Annotated in this window: 19 protein-coding genes; 15 read left to right on the top strand and 4 right to left on the bottom strand. The window is 69.4% G+C overall.

Annotation, left to right across the window (positions count from 1 at the left end):
• The first annotated feature begins 67 nt into the window (after window positions 1-67).
• The 11 genes from AC6RUA_RS05345 to AC6RUA_RS05295 all read left to right on the top strand — a co-directional run bounded on the left by AC6RUA_RS05345 (window position 68) and on the right by AC6RUA_RS05295 (window position 10,877).
• A complete protein-coding gene (locus tag AC6RUA_RS05345) occupies window positions 68-484 on the top strand; it encodes an NADH-quinone oxidoreductase subunit A (RefSeq protein WP_499814904.1) in 417 nt (138 codons plus the stop codon).
• A complete protein-coding gene (locus AC6RUA_RS05340) occupies window positions 481-1,182 on the top strand; it encodes an NADH-quinone oxidoreductase subunit B (protein ID WP_499814903.1) in 702 nt (233 codons plus the stop codon). Before AC6RUA_RS05345 ends, AC6RUA_RS05340 begins: the two co-directional genes overlap by 4 nt.
• Window positions 1,179-2,846, top strand: coding sequence for an NADH-quinone oxidoreductase subunit D (locus AC6RUA_RS05335; protein WP_499814902.1), 1,668 nt, complete (start codon window positions 1,179-1,181; stop codon window positions 2,844-2,846). The genes AC6RUA_RS05340 and AC6RUA_RS05335 overlap by 4 nt, the downstream gene beginning before the upstream one ends.
• Window positions 2,847-2,890: 44 nt before the next feature.
• The gene (locus tag AC6RUA_RS05330) at window positions 2,891-3,907 is read left to right on the top strand and encodes a complex I subunit 1/NuoH family protein (RefSeq protein ID WP_499815404.1); all 1,017 of its coding nucleotides are present in this window, start codon (window positions 2,891-2,893) and stop codon (window positions 3,905-3,907) included.
• 9 nt (window positions 3,908-3,916) lie between these two features.
• Window positions 3,917-4,378: a NuoI/complex I 23 kDa subunit family protein gene (locus AC6RUA_RS05325; protein ID WP_499814901.1), complete on the top strand. Its 462-nt coding sequence runs from the start codon at window positions 3,917-3,919 to the stop codon at window positions 4,376-4,378.
• 191 nt (window positions 4,379-4,569) lie between these two features.
• The gene (locus AC6RUA_RS05320; RefSeq protein WP_499814900.1) at window positions 4,570-4,845 is read left to right on the top strand and encodes an NADH-quinone oxidoreductase subunit J; all 276 of its coding nucleotides are present in this window, start codon (window positions 4,570-4,572) and stop codon (window positions 4,843-4,845) included.
• Between the two features lie 52 nt (window positions 4,846-4,897).
• Window positions 4,898-5,464, top strand: coding sequence for a hypothetical protein (locus AC6RUA_RS05315; protein ID WP_499815479.1), 567 nt, complete (start codon window positions 4,898-4,900; stop codon window positions 5,462-5,464).
• Window positions 5,464-5,766: an NADH-quinone oxidoreductase subunit NuoK gene (gene nuoK, locus AC6RUA_RS05310; RefSeq protein ID WP_499814899.1), complete on the top strand. Its 303-nt coding sequence runs from the start codon at window positions 5,464-5,466 to the stop codon at window positions 5,764-5,766. Before AC6RUA_RS05315 ends, nuoK begins: the two co-directional genes overlap by 1 nt.
• Window positions 5,767-5,769: 3 nt before the next feature.
• Entirely contained in the window at window positions 5,770-7,845 is a 2,076-nt protein-coding gene (nuoL, locus tag AC6RUA_RS05305; RefSeq protein ID WP_499814898.1) for an NADH-quinone oxidoreductase subunit L, read from the top strand.
• Entirely contained in the window at window positions 7,842-9,368 is a 1,527-nt protein-coding gene (locus AC6RUA_RS05300) for a complex I subunit 4 family protein (RefSeq protein ID WP_499814897.1), read from the top strand. The genes nuoL and AC6RUA_RS05300 overlap by 4 nt, the downstream gene beginning before the upstream one ends.
• A complete protein-coding gene (locus AC6RUA_RS05295) occupies window positions 9,369-10,877 on the top strand; it encodes an NADH-quinone oxidoreductase subunit N (RefSeq protein ID WP_499814896.1) in 1,509 nt (502 codons plus the stop codon).
• An 86-nt stretch (window positions 10,878-10,963) separates the two neighbouring features.
• Here AC6RUA_RS05295 and AC6RUA_RS05290 read toward each other — a convergent pair whose 3' ends face one another.
• Window positions 10,964-12,562, bottom strand: a complete 1,599-nt coding sequence (locus AC6RUA_RS05290; protein WP_499814895.1) for a right-handed parallel beta-helix repeat-containing protein — start codon at window positions 12,560-12,562, stop codon at window positions 10,964-10,966.
• A gap of 159 nt (window positions 12,563-12,721) precedes the next feature.
• On the opposite strand from AC6RUA_RS05290, the gene AC6RUA_RS05285 reads away from it, so the two are divergent.
• Both AC6RUA_RS05285 and AC6RUA_RS05280 read left to right on the top strand, forming a co-directional pair.
• The gene (locus AC6RUA_RS05285) at window positions 12,722-14,176 is read left to right on the top strand and encodes a DHHA1 domain-containing protein (RefSeq protein WP_499814894.1); all 1,455 of its coding nucleotides are present in this window, start codon (window positions 12,722-12,724) and stop codon (window positions 14,174-14,176) included.
• 73 nt (window positions 14,177-14,249) lie between these two features.
• Window positions 14,250-15,059 (top strand): CBS domain-containing protein, encoded by an 810-nt coding sequence (locus AC6RUA_RS05280; RefSeq protein WP_499814893.1) that lies wholly within the window; start codon window positions 14,250-14,252, stop codon window positions 15,057-15,059.
• A gap of 52 nt (window positions 15,060-15,111) precedes the next feature.
• Here the strand turns inward: AC6RUA_RS05280 and AC6RUA_RS05275 are convergent, their stop codons facing one another.
• Window positions 15,112-15,624: a PaaI family thioesterase gene (locus AC6RUA_RS05275; RefSeq protein ID WP_499814892.1), complete on the bottom strand. Its 513-nt coding sequence runs from the start codon at window positions 15,622-15,624 to the stop codon at window positions 15,112-15,114.
• A gap of 78 nt (window positions 15,625-15,702) precedes the next feature.
• Window positions 15,703-16,470 (bottom strand): DUF4396 domain-containing protein, encoded by a 768-nt coding sequence (locus tag AC6RUA_RS05270; protein WP_499814891.1) that lies wholly within the window; start codon window positions 16,468-16,470, stop codon window positions 15,703-15,705.
• A 200-nt stretch (window positions 16,471-16,670) separates the two neighbouring features.
• Between AC6RUA_RS05270 and AC6RUA_RS05265 the strand changes: the two genes are divergently transcribed.
• Both AC6RUA_RS05265 and AC6RUA_RS05260 read left to right on the top strand, forming a co-directional pair.
• Entirely contained in the window at window positions 16,671-17,693 is a 1,023-nt protein-coding gene (locus tag AC6RUA_RS05265) for an ABC transporter ATP-binding protein (protein ID WP_499814890.1), read from the top strand.
• Window positions 17,690-18,577 carry an ABC transporter permease gene (locus tag AC6RUA_RS05260; RefSeq protein ID WP_499814889.1) on the top strand — a complete coding sequence of 296 codons (888 nt, stop codon included), beginning with the start codon at window positions 17,690-17,692 and terminating at the stop codon, window positions 18,575-18,577. Before AC6RUA_RS05265 ends, AC6RUA_RS05260 begins: the two co-directional genes overlap by 4 nt.
• Before the next feature lie 52 nt (window positions 18,578-18,629).
• Here AC6RUA_RS05260 and AC6RUA_RS05255 read toward each other — a convergent pair whose 3' ends face one another.
• Window positions 18,630-18,857: a DUF7543 family protein gene (locus AC6RUA_RS05255; RefSeq protein ID WP_499814888.1), complete on the bottom strand. Its 228-nt coding sequence runs from the start codon at window positions 18,855-18,857 to the stop codon at window positions 18,630-18,632.
• Between the last annotated feature and the right edge of the window lie 66 nt (window positions 18,858-18,923).

The raw sequence follows: 18,923 nt of genomic DNA, 5'->3' as shown, positions 1-18,923 counted from the left end.
GCGGACGCGTAAGTGAAGCGCTTATGTATCGGGCTACCGAACCCACGGACGATACGGAGAACCCGGAATGAATCCATGGATAGCAGTCGGCGCGCTGGCCTTGATGGGCGTGGGCATCCCGCTGGGGATGATGGTCGCGTCCGCGATACTCCGCCCGAGCGTGCCCGAACAGGGGAAGAGCGCCACCTACGAGTCCGGCGAGATCCCCACGGAGTCGGCGATCGGCATCCAGTTCAACATCCAGTACTACATGGTTGCCCTCCTGTTCGTCGTCTTCGACATCGAGACCGTCCTGTTGTTCCCGTGGACGGTCATCTACCGGCCCGCACTGGACGCGGGCGTCGGGTTGGCTGCCGTGCTGTTCCCGATGCTCGTGTTCATCGCGGTGCTGGTCGTCGGACTGGTGTGGGCGTGGCGGCAGGGCGCGGTCAAGTGGGCGAAGAGCCCGCGCGCGTCGCGACGGAAAACAGAACGACAATCATGAGTAGCGACAACAGGCCGTTCATCACGGACGACTCCGAGGTACTGACCGACACGCGCGACGCCCGGATGGCCGGGCAGGACAACCGCTTCAACTCGAAGCTCCGGGAGGCGTTCGGCTCCTCCCCGTTCATCCTCACCAAGTTCGACAAGTTCATGAACTGGGTGCGGGGGTCGTCGATGTTCATGCTGCAGTTCGGCATCGCCTGCTGCAGCATCGAGATGATGCACACGTACGCGGTCAAACACGACCTCGACCGGTTCGCGGCCGGCGTCCCCCGCGCGTCGCCGCGCCAGGCGGACGTCATCATCGTTCCGGGGACCATCGTCTCGAAGTTCGCCCCGCGGATGAAGCGCGTGTACGACCAGATGCCGGAACCCAAGTTCGTCGTCGGCATGGGTTCGTGTACCATCTCCGGCGGGCCGTTCCAGGAGGGGTACAACGTCATCAAGGGCGCCGAGGAGGTCATCCCGGTCGACATCCACGTCCCGGGCTGTCCCCCTCGCCCCGAGGCGCTCATCTACGGCGTCGCCAAACTCCAGGAGCGCATCGCCAACGGCGAGTCCTCGCCGGTGACGGTGAAGCCCTACGAACTCGAGCAGTTCGGCGACCTGGAACGCGACGAGGTCGTGGACAAACTCGCCGACCAGATAGACGAGGAGGACCTCGTCATGCGGTACAACTGGGCTGATTCGCCATGAGCCTGGAGCGCCGCGACCAGCCCGAGACGGCCGCCGAGGAGCGGTCGCCCGACGAACTCGCCGAGTTGCTGGGCGAGCACGTCATCGGGCGAGAGGAGCACATGAACGCGCCGGGGTACGTCATCGGTCCGGATTCGGTCCAGGACGTGCTCTCGACGCTCCGCACGGAGGCGGGGTACGACCACCTCTCGTGCGTGACCGCTCAGGAGTACGAGGACCGCTACGAGTCCATCTACCACCTCAAGAAGTACGACGACCCCACACAGGAGGTGAGCGTGGTCGTCCCGACGGACCGCGAGAACCCGGTCTCCGAGTCGGCCGAACCCGTCTTCCGGACCGCCGACTGGCACGAGCGAGAGGCGTACGACCTCGTGGGAATCGAGTACGACGACCACCCCGACCTCCGGCGCATCCTCCTGCCCGAAACCTGGCAGGGCCACCCCCTCTCGCTCGACTACGACCAGAACCGGCCCCAGATGGTGACGCTGCGCGAGCACGCCAACCCGCTCCAGGAGGACTACAAGGCCGAACAGGACAGCGACACGATGTTCCTCAACATCGGGCCGCACCACCCGGCGACCCACGGCGTCCTCCACATCGAGACGACGCTCGACGGCGAGCAGGTGGCCGACGTGAAGTCGGACATCGGCTACCTCCACCGGTGCGAGGAACAGATGTGTCAGAACGGCACGTACCGCCACCAGATCATGCCGTACCCCGACCGCTGGGACTACATCTCGGCGGGGCTGCTGAACGAGTGGGCGTACGCGCGGACGGCCGAGGACCTCGCGGACATCGAGGTGCCCGAGTACGCGCAGGTCATCCGGACGCTGGGCGCGGAACTGTGCCGCATCGCGAGCCACATGCTGGCGGTGGGTACGTTCGCCCTCGACGTGTACGGCGACTTCACGGCCATCTTCATGTACGCCATCCGGGACCGCGAGAAGGCCCAGAACATCCTGGAGGACCTGACGGGCCAGCGGCTGATGTTCAACTACTTCCGGCTCGGCGGCGTCGTCTGGGACCTCCCGGAACCCCGCGAGGAGTTCTTCGAGAAGATACGCGACTTCATGGAGGACCTCCCGGAGGCGCTCGAGGAGTACCACGACCTCATCTCCGCCAACGAGATTCTCCAGATGCGGACGGTCGACACGGGCGTGCTGCCGCCCGGAGTCGCGAAGAGCTACGGGGCGACCGGTCCGGTCGCTCGCGGGTCGGGCGTCGACTACGACCTGCGCCGGGACGACCCGTACGGCTACTACGACGAACTCGACTGGGACGTCGTCACCGAGGACGGCTGTGACAACTACAGTCGGCTCCTGGTTCGCCTCCGCGAAGTCGAAGAGTCGGCGAAGATAATCGAGCAGTGCGTGGACCTGCTGGAGGACTGGCCGGAGGACGACCGGACCATCCAGGCGAACGTCCCCCGGACGCTCAAACCCGAGGAGGACACCGAGGTGTACCGCGCGGTCGAAGCCGCCAAGGGCGAACTCGGCATCTACATCCGCGCCGACGGCACCGACAAACCCGGGCGGTTCAAGATCCGTAGCCCGTGCTTCTCGAACCTCCAGACGCTGCCCGAGATGAGCACCGGCGAGTACGTGCCTGACCTCATCGCGTCGCTCGGCAGCCTCGACATCGTTCTCGGCGAGGTGGACCGGTGACCGCGCCGCTCCAGACGGGGACGTTCCCGGACACCATCGCCGCGATGCTCCCGGTTGGGGGGCTGCTGGCCGACGTCATCGGCGCGCTCGTCGGAGCGTTTCTCGTCGCCAACTTCCTGCTCATCAACACGGCCGTCGCCGGCCCGTGGGCGAAACGGAAGATAACGGCGGCGTTCACCGACCGCATCGCGGTCAACCGCGTCGGGCCGTTCGGGCTGTTCGTCATCGTGGCCGACGCGGTCCGACTCCTGTCGAAGGAGCTCATCGTCCCCGAGGGCGTCGACCGGCCGGCGTGGGACCTCGGCCCGCTGCTCATCCCGTTCTCGGCGATGCTCGGGTTCGCGGTCATCCCGATGGGGAGCGGGATTCAACTGGCGGACCCCGAGACCGGGTTGGCGTTCGCGTTCGCGGCCGCCTCCATCGCCTCGCTCGGGCTCATCATGATGGGGTACGCCTCGAACAACAAGTACTCGCTCATGGGCGGGCTGCGAGCCGTCGCGGCCAATCTCGCCTACGAGATTCCGCTGGTCGTCACCGGCATGTCGGTCGTGTTGTTCACCGGGACGCTCCAGACGAGCGAGATCGTCGCCCAACAGGCGGAACCGCTGCTCACGGTCGCGGGCGTCTCCATCCCGCAGTGGTTCGCGTTCGTCAACCCGTTCGCGTTCGCGCTGTTCACCGTGGCCAACCTCGCGGAGGTCGGCCGGAACCCGTTCGACATCCCCGAGGCGCCGACGGAGATCGTGGCGGGGTACCAGACGGAGTACAGTTCGGTGTACTTCGTGCTGGTCTACCTCGGCGAGTTCATCCACATCTTCCTCGGCGGCGCGCTGGCGGCGACGCTGTTCCTCGGCGGCCCGGCCGGACCGGGTCCCGCGGCGCTCGGTATCGTCTGGTTCACGGCGAAGATCTGGGCGTTCTACCTGTTCACCCAGTGGGCGCGGTCGGCCATCCCGCGCCTCCGCGTCGACCAGTTCATCGAAATCGGCTGGAAGGGCCTGCTCGTATTGGCCTTCGCCAACCTCGTCCTCACGGCGGTCATCGTGGGGGTGCTCGCGTAACCCGTACCTATGATTGGAATACTCAAAGGCATGGCGACGACGATGAAGCACGCACTGGACGGGACGACGTTCACGGTGGAGTACCCCGACGTCGCGCCCGAGGTGAGCCCCCGGTTCCGCGGGGTGCACAAGTTCTCTCAGGAGCGGTGCATCTGGTGCCGCCAGTGTGAGAACGTCTGTCCGAACGACACCATCCAGATCGTGATGGACGAACAGCGGAACGGCGAGCAGTACAACCTCCACATCGGCCAGTGCATCTACTGCCGGCTCTGCGAGGAGGTCTGCCCGGTGGACGCCATCCTGCTCACGGAGAACTTCGAGTTCACCGCCGACACGAAAGACGAGTTCGTGTACAACAAAGAGCAGTTGAAGAACGTCCCGTGGTACAAGGGGATCGACCCGCTCAACGCCCGCGAACCCGACCGCGGCGCGTGGGTCGGCGAGGGCGAAGGCGAAGTCGACTACCAGTAGACCGGCGGACCGGTCGCGTCGCGTCCCCCGGGTGCTCCGTCGTTCCCCCTCTCTCCGCCGAGCGGCCGCGCTGTCCGTCCGCTCGAGGGGTGACCTCCGGCCGGCCGCCGTCCGACCGCTCCCGCACGCAGGCGTGTACGCGCGGAACGTTCTCGAAACCTTCAAACGCCCTCCGACGGGACGTTCGGGTAATGGTTGTAGAGACTATCGCGTTCGCGCTGTTCGCCCTCGTCACCGTGGGCTGCAGCCTGGGCGTCGTCCTCGTGAGGGACGTGTGGCACTCCGCACTCCTCCTGGGCGGTGCCCTGTTGAGCGTCGCGGTGCACTACGTGATGCTGGAGGCGGAGTTCCTCGCCGCCATGCAGATCCTCGTCTACGTGGGCGGGGTACTCGTCCTCATCACGTTCGCCGTGATGCTCGTGCGGACCGACAGCCTGGACGCGGAAACGGAGGCGATGCGCACGTGACCACGGTCGCGCGCGGTGCGCGCTCGCTGCTCGCGAGCGGAGGTGTCCGCTCGTGACTGACGGCGGGCGTGGCTCGAAACCCGAGTTGAAACTCGGGTCGCACCTCGTGCCCGGGTTGGCGGCCGTCGCGCTGTTCGTCGTGTTGGTCGTCGTGTTCGTCGGCGCGTCGTTCGGGACGGCGGCGGGCTTCGAGGACACGCACGTCGCGGAGAACGTCACCGTGACCGGCAACACCAGCGCGAACGTCACGACGGCGGTCCAGAACGGCTCGACGGTAGCGCTCGTCAACGGCAACGAGACCGTGGCCGTGAGCGACGACCCCGACGCAAACGTGACCATCGTCGAACAGGGCGGCCAGTTGGTCGCGCAGGTGACCGAGCCGACCAGCATCACCGCGAGCATCGGCTACGCGATGTTCAACATCGGCGAGGGCTCGGTCGACGCCGAGGGCTTCCTCGTCGCGTTCGAACTCATCGACGTCGTGCTCGTCGCGGCGCTCGCGGCGGCGGTGATGCTCGGCAAGACGGAGGCGGGACAGGAGGCGACGACGGCGCTCACCGACGGCGGGCGCGACGCGGTGCGTGACGCCGCGGACCGACTCGGGAGGGACGACGACTGATGGTCCCCGCCGAGTGGTACCTCGTCCTCGCGGCGGCGGTGTTCTGTATCGGCGTCTTCGGGCTGCTCACCCGACAGAACGCGCTGCTGTTCCTGATGTCGGTCGAGCTCATGCTGAACGCGGCGAACATCAACCTCGTCGCGTTCTCCTACTACTGGGGCAACGTCACGGGCCAGACGTTCGGACTGTTCACGATGGCGCTCGCGGCCGCCGAGGTCGCGGTCGGCATCGGCATCATCCTCGTGCTGTACCGCAACTTCAAGGCCGTGGACGTGACTGACGCGACGACCATGAGGTGGTAATATATGGCAGCATTCGACTACGCGCCGGCCATCGTCCTCCTCCCGTTCCTGTCGTTCCTCGTCTCGCTGGGGGCGGCGGTGTACGGCGAGGGGAAGGGGGTGCTTCCGAAGGGTGGAGCCTTCGCTGGCATCGCCGCGACGGCCGGTTCGCTGATACTCTCGCTGTGGGTCTTCCTCACCGTCAGCGCCGGCACCGTGTACGACCAGACGCTGTACACCTGGGCCACGGGCGCGGCGGGTGGGGAGGAGGCGCTCGAACTCACGTTCGGGCTGCTGCTCGACCCGCTGTCGGCGATGATGCTCGTCATCGTCTCGACCATCGCGCTGCTGGTCCACGTCTTCTCGCTCGGCTACATGAACGACGAGGGCGAGACCGGCCTCCCGCGGTACTACGCCGGACTCGGCCTGTTCACGGCGTCGATGCTCGGGTTCGTCGTCGCCGACAACCTGCTGATGGCGTTCATGTTCTTCGAACTCGTCGGGCTGTGTTCGTACCTGCTCATCGGGTTCTGGTTCCGCGAACCCGGCCCGCCGTCGGCGGCGAAGAAGGCGTTCCTCGTCACCCGGTTCGGGGACTACTTCTTCCTCGTCGGCGTCGTCGCGGTGTTCGCCACGTTCGGCACCGCCCAGTTCGCCGGCCCCGAGTCGTTCCCGACGCTGGCCGAGGAGGCGATCGCCGGCGAGGGGGCGGTGAACACGTTCTTCGGTCTCGACGCGGGCGCGTGGTTCACGGTCGTCGGCCTCCTCGTCCTCGGCGGCGTCATCGGCAAGTCCGCGCAGTTCCCGCTGCACACGTGGCTCCCCGACGCGATGGAGGGTCCGACGCCCGTCTCCGCGCTCATCCACGCGGCGACGATGGTCGCGGCGGGCGTCTACCTCGTCGCCCGGATGTACGGCTTCTACGCCGTCTCGCCGACGGCGCTCGCCATCATCGCGCTCATCGGCGGGTTCACCGCGCTGTTCGCGGCGTCGATGGGCGTCGTGAAACGCGAGATCAAGCAGGTGCTCGCGTACTCGACTATCTCCCAGTACGGGTACATGATGCTCGCGCTGGGGGCGGGCGGCTACGTGGCCGCGACGTTCCACCTCATGACTCACGCGTTCTTCAAGGCGCTGCTGTTCCTGGGCGCCGGGTCGGTCATCATCGCGATGCACCACAACGAGAACATGTGGGACATGGGGGGACTGAAAGACCGGATGCCCGTCACCTACTGGACGTTCCTCTCCGGGTCGCTCGCGCTCGCGGGCATCATCCCGTTCGCCGGCTTCTGGTCGAAAGACGAGGTGCTGTACGAGGCGCTCGTCCACGGGCTGGGCACGACCGGCGGGCTCGGAACCGTCTTCCTCGTCGCGTACGCGTTCGGTCTGCTGGCCGTGTTCTTCACCGGGTTCTACACGTTCCGGATGGTGTTCCTCACCTTCCACGGCGACGCGCGGACCGGTCAGGCCGAGGACCCCGAGTCGGTGGGCTGGAACGTGAAGGGACCGCTCGCGGTCCTCGGGGTGCTCGCGGCCACCATCGGGTTCGTGAACATGACTCCGGTCGCGGACGTGTTCAGCGTCGACGTCGAGTACCTCCACCGGTGGCTGGAGGGCCCCGAGGGGTCGGAGCTGATGGGCGCGCTCTCGGCGCACCACTACGAGGAACTGCTCCACAACGTCAACCCCGCGGAGGTGACCGCCGCGGAGTTCTCGCCGCTCATCCCGGGCGGCGTCTCGCTGCTGCTCGCGCTCGCGGGCGCCGGGCTGGCGTACGTCCTCTACTCGGGGGCGGAGCCCGAGGAGCACACGGCGAAACTCGGCTCCGTACAGGACCTCCTGTACAACAACTACTACCAGGACGAGTACCAGGTCGCCGTCGCCGAGCGGGTCGTCGTCCCGCTGTCGCAGGCGGCGGACACGTTCGACCAGGGCGTCGTCGACGGGGCGGTCAACGCCGTCTCCCGGGTGAGCCTGTCGTCTGGGTCGCGCGTGCGGCGGGTCCAGACGGGGCTCGTGAGTAACTACGCGGCGCTCGTCACGCTGGGACTGACGGTGTTGCTCGTCGCGTTCGGCATCTACGGAGGCTGGTTACTGTGATAATCGAAGCACTCATCGGATTCACGTTCCTCGCCGCGCTGGCGGTCATGCTCGCCCCCGACGAGTACGCCGGGCGGCTGGCGTTCGGCCTCAGCCTGCTCCCGGTCGTCGGGAGCCTGTACATGTGGTCGCAGTTCGACGCGGCCGGCAACGCCCTGCTGGAGGGCGGGTCGGTCGCGTTCGAGACGCAGGTCGCCTGGCTCACCGCCGGCGGCTACCAACTCCAGTGGCTAACGGGCGTCGACGGCATCAGCCTCCCGCTGGTCGTGCTCTCGACGGTGTTGACGTCGCTCGCCATCGTCTCGGCGTGGACGCCCATCGACAGCCGGCAGAGTCAGTTCTACGGGCTGATGCTGTTCATGGAGGCGAACCTCATCGGCGTGTTCACCGCGCTCGACTTCTTCGTCTGGTTCGTCTTCTGGGAGGCCGTCCTCGTCCCGATGTACTTCCTCATCGCCGTCTGGGGTGGTCCGCGGCGCAAGTACGCCGCCATCAAGTTCTTCGTGTACACGAACGTCGCCAGCCTCGTCATGTTCATCGGGTTCATGGCGCTCGTGTTCAACCTCGACGCGAACTCGTTCGGCCTGCCCGCCATCGCCGTGGCGCTCCGGTCGGGCGGGCTGTCGGGGACGCTCGGGCTCTCGCCGATGGGACTGAAGACCGCCGCGTTCGCCGCGATGTTCTTCGGCTTCGCGGTGAAGGTGCCGGTCGTCCCGGTCCACACCTGGCTGCCCGACGCCCACGTCGAGGCGCCGACGCCGGTGTCGGTGATGCTGGCGGGCGTCCTCCTGAAGATGGGGACGTACGCGCTGCTCCGGTTCAACTTCACGATGCTGCCCGACGTCGCCACGCAGTACGCGGGTATCATCGCCGTCTTCGCCGTGGTGTCGGTCATCTACGGGGCGCTGCTCGCGCTGGCCCAGCAGGACCTCAAGCGCATCGTCGCCTACTCGTCGGTGTCGTCGATGGGGTACGTCATCCTCGGGCTGGTCGCGTACACGGAACTCGGCGTCGGCGGTGCGACGTTCCAGATGGTCGCGCACGGCCTCATCTCGGGGCTGATGTTCATGGCCGTCGGCGTCATCTACAACGTCACCCACACCCGGATGGTGGGCGACATGTCCGGCATGGCCGACCGGATGCCCGTGACCGTGGGCATCCTCGTCGCCGGCGCGTTCGGCTACATGGGCCTGCCGCTGATGGCGGGCTTCGCCGCCGAGTTCTTCATCTTCCAGGGCTCGTTCGCCTCGACCGTGCTCCCGGCCGCCCCGCTCTTCACGGCGGTGGCGATGTTTGGCATCGTCATCGTCGCGGGCTACCTCCTGTGGGCGATGCAGCGCACGCTGTTCGGGCCGTTCCGTCTGGAGACCGACTACGACGCGACGCGCGCTGAACTCCACGACACGCTGCCGCTGATGGTGCTGCTGCTGTGTACCATCGCGCTCGGAGTCGCGCCGGACCTCTTCTTCGGGATGATAACGGACGCCGTGGTCCCCATCCTCGAAGTCGGGGGTGGTCTCTGAATGGCGTTCCAGTACCCGACGTGGGCGGCGCTCGCCCCCGCACTGGTGCTCGGGCTGACGGGCCTGCTGTTGCTCGTCATCGACAGCTTCGACCCGGACGACTCGCGGCCGGGGCTGCTCGCGGGCACGGCCGTCGTGGGCGCGCTGGTCTCGTTCGGCTACGCCGGCTGGTTCCTCGCCGCGGGTACCGGCCAGGAGACGGGGACGGGCGTCATCTCGCTGTACGGCGACGCGCTCGTCGTCGACGGCATGGCGCTGTTCTTCCAGGCCGTCTTCGCCAGCGTGACCGCGCTGGTCTGCGTCGCGAGTTACGACTACCTCCGCGGCCGCCAGTACCAGGCGGAGTTCTACAGCCTGGTGCTGTTCGCGGCCACCGGGATGTCCGTGATGGCGACGGCGAACTCGCTCGCCACCGCGTTCGTCTCGCTCGAACTCGCCTCGCTCCCGTCGTACGCGCTGGTCGCGTACCTGAAGAAGAACAAGGGGAGCGTCGAGGCGGGGCTGAAGTACTTCCTCATCGGCGCGCTCTCGTCCGCGGTGTTCGCGTTCGGCATCTCGCTCGTGTACGCCGCGACCGGGAGCATGCTGCTCCCCGAGGTGGCGTCGGGGCTCACCGACGCCGCCGACGGCGTCACGGGCGTCGCGGCGGTCGGCGTGCTGATGGTCGCCGGCGGCTTCGCGTTCAAGACCGCCTCCGTCCCGTTCCACTTCTGGGCGCCGGAGGCGTACGAGGGCGCGCCCGCCCCCGTCAGCGCGTTCCTCTCGTCGGCGTCGAAGGCGGCCGGGTTCGCGGTGGCGTTCCGCGTGTTCACGGTCGGCTTCCCGCTCGACGGCGCGGGCGTCGACTGGATGCTCCTGTTCCAGGTGCTCGCGGTCGTGACGATGACGCTGGGTAACTTCGCCGCCGCGACCCAGGAGACGGTCAAGCGGATGCTCGCGTACTCCTCTATCGGGCACGCGGGCTACGCGCTCATCGGCCTCGCCGCGTGGAGCGGCGCCGCGAGCGGGAGCGTCGAGGAGGGCGCCGTGCTCGGCGCGTCGATGGCGCACCTGTTCGTCTACGGGTTCATGAACACCGGCGCGTTCCTGTTCGTCGCGCTCGCGGAGCGGTGGGGCATCGGCCGCACCTTCGAGGACTACGCGGGACTCGGGAGCCGCGCGCCGATGGCGTGCGTCGCCATGACCGTGTTCATGTTCTCGCTGGCGGGCCTGCCGCCGTTCGGCGGCTTCTTCTCGAAGTACTTCCTGTTCGCCGGCGCGGTGGACGCGGGCTACTGGTGGCTCGCCGCGGTCGGCGCGATAAACAGCGCGCTGTCGCTGTTCTACTACAGCCGCGTCGTGAAGGCCATCTGGATCGACGACCCGACCGAGGAGTTCGAACTCGGCGGGACGCCGACCGCGCTGTATGCCGCGGTCATCTTCGCGGCGGTCGGGACGGTGCTGCTGCTGCCCGCGTTCGGGCCGGTCATCGAGACGGCACAGAGCGCCGCCGCCGCGCTCGTCCCGTAACGGAGCGCAGTCGGCGCCCGGCGGGTCGCTCGTCTCTCGTTCTCGCGGTTCCGTCGACACGATTCTGACTCGGTCGACCGTCGCCGTCAGACCGTCCTCGCCGTCCAGAACACCTCGACGGCGCTCTCGCCGGACAGGCCGACGACAACTCGGTCGCCGTCGACCGCCCGCGGGTACGCCCGGGTTTCCGTCGTCGACTGGAGGGTGACCGTCGACGGCCGCTCCGCGAGGCCGTGCGGTATCTCGTCGCCGTCGCTCACCGTCGTCCGGCCGCCGTTCTCGGTCCGGTAGCCGACGTTCCCCCGGCAGACCGCGGGTCGGTCCCCGTCGTAAACGAACGCCGCCTCGGCGTTCCCGACGAACGCGTTCCGGGCGACGGTGGTCGCCTCGTGGGCGCCCGCGACGACCGCGCCGCGACGCTGCGTCGGGTTCTCGGCGTCGAAGCAGTCGTTGCCGGTCACGCGTGCGCGTCGGTACCGCCCGCCGTCGGCGTCGAGTCGGATGCCGTCACTGCCGTCCGCCGTCCCCTCGCGGCCGTTCCCGAACACCCGGCAGTCCCGGACCGCGACGGACTCCCCGCCGCCGGCGTGGACCACGCCGGTCGCTCCGTTCCGGTACACCTCGCAGTCTGCGACAGTCACGTTGTCGACCGGGTCGCCCGTGTCGACGCTGACGCCGCGCCCGCCGTTACCGGCGACGGTCGTGTCGGTCACGCTCAGGTTCGCCTCCCGGGCGCTCCCGAGCACCGCGAGTCCGTGTGCCCCGTTGTCCGCGAGGCGGCAGTCGGCGACCCGGTGCTCGGTGGCGCCGTAGGAGGCGTCGTCCTTGTTGCTCACGACGACGCCGTGTTCGTCGTTGTCGACCGCAGAACAGGCCGAGACCGTCACGCGCCGGTCGCCCGAGTCGCGAAAGCCGATTCGGTTGCCGCGGGCGGTGCAGCCGACGGCGGCCATCAGTCCCGAGTGGACGTCCTCGTCGGGTGGTCCCTGCGCCTCGAACATGACGCCGTTGTTGCCGTTGTCGAGGGCGTGACAGTCCGAGACGACGACCGTCTCGGCCGCGTACCGGCCCGCCCCGATGCCGATGCCGTTCGCGCCGATGCGGCCGTCGGCCCACTCCCGGCCGTTCCGCTCGGCGACGCAGCCGTGGACGAGGCTGTCGACCATGAAGTCCGTCCCGATACCCGTCGCCGGCGCACCGTACGCGTAGAGCCCGCGGAGCCGACAGCGACGGACGTACTGGAAGTAGACGCACTTCTCGCCCGTGTCGTAGCCGTCGCCGCCGAGCGCCGAGCAGTCGACGGCCAGGTCGGCGACGGTCACGTCGGTCACCGGGTCGTCGGTGGTGCCGAACGCCTCGAACGCGGCGTAGCCGGCGCCGTCCGCGACCACCGTCGTCGCCCCCGCGCCGGCACCCAGGAGGCGGACGCCGTCGCGCAGCGTCACCGCCGTCTCGACCCGGTAGTCGCCCGCCGGGAGGAACACCGTACCGCCGCCGTCGGCCGCCGCGGCGTCCACCGCGGCCTGGACGGCGGGGGCGTCGTCGTCGTCGCCGTCGCCGGTCGCCCCGAACGCGGTCGGGTCGTACCAGGGTCGGCCGGCGAACACCGCCCGTTCGGCGGCGACGCGGTCGGTGTCGACCGTCGCTCCGGGCGTCTCGTCGTCGAACCGGTCCGGTCCGGACATGGTGAGTAGTCGCTCGGTGGCGCGGATATAGGTGGTCGTTCGGTCGTCTCTCCCGACGGCGATACGGGGGCGAACCGCGTCGCTCGACCGTCCGCGCGGTCCGCACCCGACCGACTCGGAGTACGGTAGGTTCTTGCCGCGTCATCCCCAGAGTCGGCTGTGATGCGCCGGCTGGTGCTCGGCTGTGGCGCGATCGGTCACGAGGTGGTGGAGTGGCTGGTCGGACGACCGGGCGACCTCCAGGTCGTGACGGCCGACAGCGGTCGGGTCACCGCGCTGCGCGACGAGAACGTGAGCGCGGTCGAGGCGGACCCTGCGGACCCGTCGAACTACCCGGACTTCGCGGACGTGGTCGTCGTCGCCGGCGACGACGCGACGACGAACCTGACGGTCGCCGACCGCGCCCGCGAGCGGTACCCCGACGCGTTCCTTCTGGCGTACGCCGGGACGGACGCGAACCGGGCCGACGTCGAGGCGCTGGAGGGACCCGCCGACGACGTCGTCGACCCCGTGAGCGTGACGGCGCGGCGCGTCCTCGACGCGGCGGTGGGCGAACCGGCCGAGCGGACGCGCCGACTCCTCCGCGCGCTCCGGAGCGTCGACGGCACGCTCGCGGTCGTCACCCACGACAACCCCGACCCCGACGCCATCGCGTCGGCCGTCGCGCTGGTCCGGGTGGCGGAGTTCGCGGGCGTCGACGCCGACGTCTGTTACTTCGGCGACATCTCCCACCAGGAGAACCGCGCGCTCGTGAACCTGCTCGACCTGCGGATGGTGACGCTCGACCCCGGCGCCGACCCGCGCGAGTCGTACGGAGGGTTCGCGCTCGTGGACCACTCGCGCCCCGGGGTGAACGACAGCCTCCCGACGGACGTCGACCCGGTGGTCGTCATCGACCACCACCCGCCTCGGCTCCCGGTCGACGCCGACTTCGTGGACCTCCGGTCGGACGTCGGCGCGACGTCGACGCTGCTCACCGAGTACCTCGACCGGTTCGGCGTCGGCGTCGACGGGACCGTCGCGACGGCGCTGCTGTACGGCATCCGGGTCGACACCCGCGACTTCACCCGCGAGGTGTCGGAGGCCGACTTCGACGCCGCGGTGCTCCTGCTCGCGCGCGCGGACACGGACGTACTCGACCGCGTGGAGTCGCCCAGCGTCGGCCCGGAGGTGCTCGACGTACTCGCGCGCGCCATCGACGAGCGCGAACAGCGCGGCAGCACCGTCGCCTCCTGCGTCGGGGAGATACGCGACCGCGACGCGCTCGCGCAGGCGGCCGAGCGACTGCTGAACATGGAGGGCGTGACGACGACGCTGGTGTACGGCTACCGCGACGGCACCGTCTACGTCTCCGGTCGGACCCGCGGCGCGGACCTCGACCTGGGCGAGACGCTCCGAGACGCGCTCGACCAGATCGGCTCCGCCGGCGGGCACGCCGACATGGCCGGCGCGCAGATCCCGCTCGGCATCCTCTCGGACGTCGACGAGGACTCGAAGGAGACGCTGACGGACGTGGTGCGCGACATCATCGCCGGCCGCTTCTTCGAGACGCTGGAGGACGCGCCGCGCGCGCCGACCGCCGACCGGACGGTGTCGTTCCCGGAGGAGGAGTGAGCGTCCCGGCGCACCCCGGCGGCCGCCGCTGGCACGCAAACTGCTTTGCCGACGGGCGGTGAATCCACGCGGGATGAGCGACTCGCGCGACGCGTGGGCGAAGGCGGCGGTCAAGGAGTACATGACCCGCGACGTGGCGACCGTCTCGCCCGACGACACCGTCGGCGCGGTGTCCGAGCGCATCGTCGAGAGCGAGGGACACAACGGCTTCCCCGTCACCGACGGCCGGACGGTCGTCGGCTTCGTGAGCGCGCGCGACCTGTTGCTCGCGGACACCGACGCGCCGCTGTTCACGGTGATGAGCGAGGACATCATCGTCGCGCACCCCGAGATGAACGTCAACGACGCCGCCCGGGTCATCCTCCGGTCGGGCATCCAGAAGCTCCCCGTGGTCGACGACGCGGGCAACCTCGTCGGCATCATCTCGAACACGGACGTCATCCGGAGTCAGATCGAGCGCGCGACGCCCGAGAAGGTGGGGAAGCTGATGCGCACGCTCGAGGAGATTCACGGCATCTCAGTGAGCGAGGAGCGCCGGACCGTCCCCCTCGCGACGCTCACGCCGACGCAGGGGCGGGTGTACGCCGACGAACTGGAGGGGCGACGGTACGAACTTGAGCGCGGGCTCTCGGAGCCGCTGGTCGTCATCGATAACGGCGGGACGCTCGTGCTCGCGGACGGCCACCACCGCGTGAAGGCGGCCGCGCGCCTCGGCATCGACGAGATGGACGCGTACGTCATCGTCGTCGACGGCTCGGTCGACCTCGGGATGCAACGGACCGCACGAAAGGAGGGGCTCGACTCCATCGCCGACATCGAGGTGGTGGACTACGCGCGCCACCCGCTCGTGGAGACGACGAAGCGCTTCCAGAGCGACGAGTGAAGCGGGACGAGTGAGACGGGACGCGGAGAGCGCGTGCCAGTGGAGAGACCGGCTACGCCTCCTTCTGGTGGTGCCCGGCGAGTTCGGACGCGTCCACTCTGACGGCGACCACCTCGCCGGTCGCGGTGGTCTCGCCCGCGGGACCGAGTTCGCTCGTCACCCGCGTCCGTCTCCCCACGTCGCCCTCGACCCGGGCGGTGAGTTCGACGGGTCGGTCCAGCGGCGTCGGCGCGCGGTAGTCGACGCACAGTTCCCCCGTGACGTACGCGATTCGGGGGTCGCTCCCGAGCGGGCGCCCCTCGCTCCGGTACGCGAACGTGATGGCGGTCCAGACGGAGTGACAGTCGAGCAGCGACGCGATGTGGCCTCCGTACATCACGTTCGGCGCGCCGGCGTTGAACGTCTCCTCGGGGACGACGCTCGCCACGAGCGTCTCCCCGTCGTCGCCGAGGGAGCTCTCCAGGTGGAGTCCCTCGTCGTTCGCCGGCCCGCAGCCGTAACAGGTCAACTCCGGCCACGACGCCTGCACCGGGTCGGCGCTCCCGTCCGACGTGTCCGCGCTCATACCCCGACGACGCGCCCGGCCGGCTTGAGCCTCCCGACGTTCGAGCGACTCGCGCCGCGCGACCGCGGAGGGACCGCCTCAGGCCCCGCTCGGGCTCCCGTCCATCTCCGCCGGATTCCCCATCCCCTCCTTGACGCCGACCGCGATGAGCGCGGCGTTCACGGGGTAGGCGGCGACGAACCCGACGGTGAGCGAGAACAGGAGCGCGGTCCAGAACAGCGGCTGGGTCCAGCCCGCCTCGCCGGCGAGCAGGAGGTCGGTTCCGATGGCGACTATCTCCATGACCGTGATACTCGGCGTCTCGCTCCACAGCGCGTCCCACACGGCCTCTCTGAAGCCGACGCCCTCCTGCATCAGCGGGCCGACGGTGAGGGCGAACCCGCCGAGGAACGCCAGCGCGAACGTGGTCACGACAACCCACAGCGTCGAGAAGCTGAGGATGATGGTCGCGGCCGTGATGCCGATGACCTCGCCAATCCCACAGCCCGAGTAGCAGTGCGAGGTCGAGCGGAACCCGCGTTTCCACAGCGAGTCCCCCTCTATCTGTGTCCGTCCGGTGAACCAGTAGACGGCGAGTCCGAGCGGCCCGGAGTACAGCACCGTCAGCGTCCACACGAACTTCATCGTCGAGGGGAGGTTCTCGTTCCGCTCGCGGATGTCCCACCAGAGGACGCCGGCCGACACGAGGTTCAACCCGAGCCAGACGCCGAGCGTCAACCAGCTCGCGAGCACCGGTTCGACGACCGCACGAATCGGTGCGAACGCCTGTTCTATCGCGTGTACGATTCCGCCGCCGTCCGACTGGAGCGCGGCGAGCGTCGACGGAACTCCAGCGGTCGCAGTCATTCGCCTCCCCGTACGGTCGCTCGCCTTTCGTGTGTTTCGGCCAGCGAGCCCAGGCTCGGTTCCGACCCGAGTTCGGAGTCCGAAGTGCGCTCCTCTGCCTGTGTGTCGGTCGACTCGGTCGCGGACGTCCTGCCCGACCCGATGCGGGCGCGGCGGTGCCCGGGGAAGGCTCATCCCTCCCGGCCCGCTCGTGACTGACGATGAGCGATTCGACCCGCGACGCGACCGCGGTCCAGTCGGCGGCGGGTGTCGACGACACCGACGGCGCCGGCGGTGCCGACCCGGCGGTCGTCGTCAGCGGCCTGACGAAGACGTACGGCGACGGCGTCCGCGCGCTCGACGGCGTCTCGTTCGCCGTCGAGCGCGGCGAGGTGGTCGGCCTGCTCGGTCCGAACGGCGCGGGCAAGACGACCTGTATCAAGTCGATGCTCGGACTCGTCCTCCCCTCGACCGGGACGGTCGAACTCGCGGGCGTCGACGTGTACGAGGAGACGCGCCGGGCGCACCGCCGCGTGGGCGCGATGCTGGAGGGGGCGCGGAACGTCTACTGGCGGCTCACCGTCCGCGAGAACCTGGAGTTCTTCGCGGGGCTGGCCGGCCGGCCGCGGTCGGCGGTCCGCGAGCGTCACGACGCGCTGCTCGACCGCCTCGGCCTCGGAGGCTGGGCGGACACGCCCGTGCGCGACCTCTCGCGCGGGATGAAACAGAAGGTGGCGCTCGCCGCCACCCTCTCGCGGGACGTCGAGGTGGCGTTCCTCGACGAACCGACGCTCGGACTCGACGTGGAGAGTTCGCGCGAACTTCGCCGGGAACTCCGGGCGCTCGCGCGCGAGACCGGACTGACGGTCGTCCTGTCGAGCCACGACATGGACGTCATCGAGGACCTCTGCGACCGGGTGATAATCCTCTCGGACGGGCGAGTCGTCGCCGACGACCCCGTCGCGGACCTGCTCGACGTGTTCCGCACCCAGACGTACCGAGTCGTCGTCGAGGGCGCGGCCGACGACGCCCTCCGCGAGCGACTCGCGGCCGAGTACGACGTGACGGACTGGGCCGTCGAGGACGGTCGAACCCGGGTCGAGGCGGCGCTCCAGTCGGGGAACCGCATCGCCGACCTGACGGGGACGCTCGTCGCGGCGGGTCACGACATCCGCTCCGTCGACACCCTCGACCCCGACCTGGAGGAGACGTTCGTCCGACTCACGCGGAGTGAGCGCCGGTGACCGGCGGCGCGGGCGAGACGGCGGCCGGCGACGGCGCGACGTCGAGCGGGGTCGGTCACCGCGGACGCCGTCGCGACCGGAACGGCCGGGGCGAACGGGACGCGGACGGGGTCCGGGGGAGCGCGCGGCTGTTCGCCGCGCTCGTCCGCAAGCAGGCGATACTGCTCGTCCGGTACCCGGTCGACACGCTCGGGGCCGTCGCGGGCGTGTTCGCGTTCTTCCTCCTGTTGTTCCTCGGCGGCCGGTCCATCGGCGGCGCGGCGTTCGACGACTCGCTCGGGGGGCTGGTCGTCGGCTACTTCGTCGTCACGATGGGAATCGTCTCCTACCAGAGCCTCGCGCAGAGCGTCACGCAGGAGGCGCAGTGGGGCACGCTCGAACAGCTGTACATGTCGCCGCTGGGGTTCGACCGCGTGATGGCGTTCCAGGCGGCGGTGAACGTGCTCTACAGTTTCCTCTGGGGCGGGCTCATCCTGCCGCTCATGCTCCTCGTGACCGGCGAGTCGCTCAGCGTCGACCTGCTCACGGTCGTCCCGGTGGCGGCGCTGGCGATGCTGTCGGTGATGGGCGTCGGCTTCGTCTTCGGGGGGGCGGCGGTCGTGTACAAGCGGGTGAGCAACGTGTTCAACCTCCTCCAGTTCGGCCTCATCGGGCTGGTCGCCGCGCCGGTCGAGCGGTACCCCTGGCTCCGCTCTCTCCCGCTGGTGCAGGGGAACGTCATGCTCGGTCGCGCGATGCGCGACGGCGTCCGCCTCTGGCAGTTCCCGCCGAGCGACCTGGCGCTACTCGCCGCCGTCGCGGCCGGCTACTTCGCCGCCGGCTTCCTCGTCTTCCGGGCGCTCGTCCGGCGCGCGCGCCGGGCCGGGAACCTCGGCGACTACTGACCGCCCGCGCTCGGCGCGAACCGGCCGTTCCCCCGCCCCCTCGCCGACACCGTCACTCGCCGTCGAACTCCTCGCGCCACGCCGCCGCCAGCGCCTCGGCCGCCTCGCGGTCCGGCGCGGTCTCGCGGCGGTACGCCGGTCCCTCCGGCGCCTGCTCCAGTCGGTCGAGTCGGACGACGACGCTCCCGTCCGTCCGCTCGCGGAGTCGGACGGTCGCGTAGCCGTCCTCGCGCTCCCACTCCTCGCCCGCCACGTCCGTCGTCGTCGCCTCCCAGTTCACGGGTGAGGAGAGGAACCGGAGCGCGCTTGAATCGCTCGGGTGTGCGACGGACGTTCTCGCGGCGGC

The organism is Halorarum sp. SLYT50 (assembly GCF_059821265.1).
The sequence above is the reverse complement of the archived record's forward strand: the minus strand, read 5'-3'. Positions and strand labels throughout refer to the sequence as shown.

Bases quoted from the DNA above. Each gene is read 5' to 3' on its own strand.
- AC6RUA_RS05345 (WP_499814904.1), top strand. From the start codon at position 68: ATGAATCCATGGATAGCAGTCGGCGCGCTGGCCTTGATGGGCGTGGGC.
- AC6RUA_RS05340 (WP_499814903.1), top strand. From the start codon at position 481: ATGAGTAGCGACAACAGGCCGTTCATCACGGACGACTCCGAGGTACTG.
- AC6RUA_RS05335 (WP_499814902.1), top strand. From the start codon at position 1,179: ATGAGCCTGGAGCGCCGCGACCAGCCCGAGACGGCCGCCGAGGAGCGG.
- AC6RUA_RS05330 (WP_499815404.1), top strand. From the start codon at position 2,891: ATGCTCCCGGTTGGGGGGCTGCTGGCCGACGTCATCGGCGCGCTCGTC.
- AC6RUA_RS05325 (WP_499814901.1), top strand. From the start codon at position 3,917: ATGATTGGAATACTCAAAGGCATGGCGACGACGATGAAGCACGCACTG.
- AC6RUA_RS05320 (WP_499814900.1), top strand. From the start codon at position 4,570: ATGGTTGTAGAGACTATCGCGTTCGCGCTGTTCGCCCTCGTCACCGTG.
- nuoK (WP_499814899.1), top strand. From the start codon at position 5,464: ATGGTCCCCGCCGAGTGGTACCTCGTCCTCGCGGCGGCGGTGTTCTGT.
- nuoL (WP_499814898.1), top strand. From the start codon at position 5,770: ATGGCAGCATTCGACTACGCGCCGGCCATCGTCCTCCTCCCGTTCCTG.
- AC6RUA_RS05295 (WP_499814896.1), top strand. From the start codon at position 9,369: ATGGCGTTCCAGTACCCGACGTGGGCGGCGCTCGCCCCCGCACTGGTG.
- AC6RUA_RS05290 (WP_499814895.1), bottom strand. From the start codon at position 12,562: ATGTCCGGACCGGACCGGTTCGACGACGAGACGCCCGGAGCGACGGTC.
- AC6RUA_RS05280 (WP_499814893.1), top strand. From the start codon at position 14,250: ATGAGCGACTCGCGCGACGCGTGGGCGAAGGCGGCGGTCAAGGAGTAC.
- AC6RUA_RS05275 (WP_499814892.1), bottom strand. From the start codon at position 15,624: ATGAGCGCGGACACGTCGGACGGGAGCGCCGACCCGGTGCAGGCGTCG.
- AC6RUA_RS05270 (WP_499814891.1), bottom strand. From the start codon at position 16,470: ATGACTGCGACCGCTGGAGTTCCGTCGACGCTCGCCGCGCTCCAGTCG.
- AC6RUA_RS05265 (WP_499814890.1), top strand. From the start codon at position 16,671: ATGAGCGATTCGACCCGCGACGCGACCGCGGTCCAGTCGGCGGCGGGT.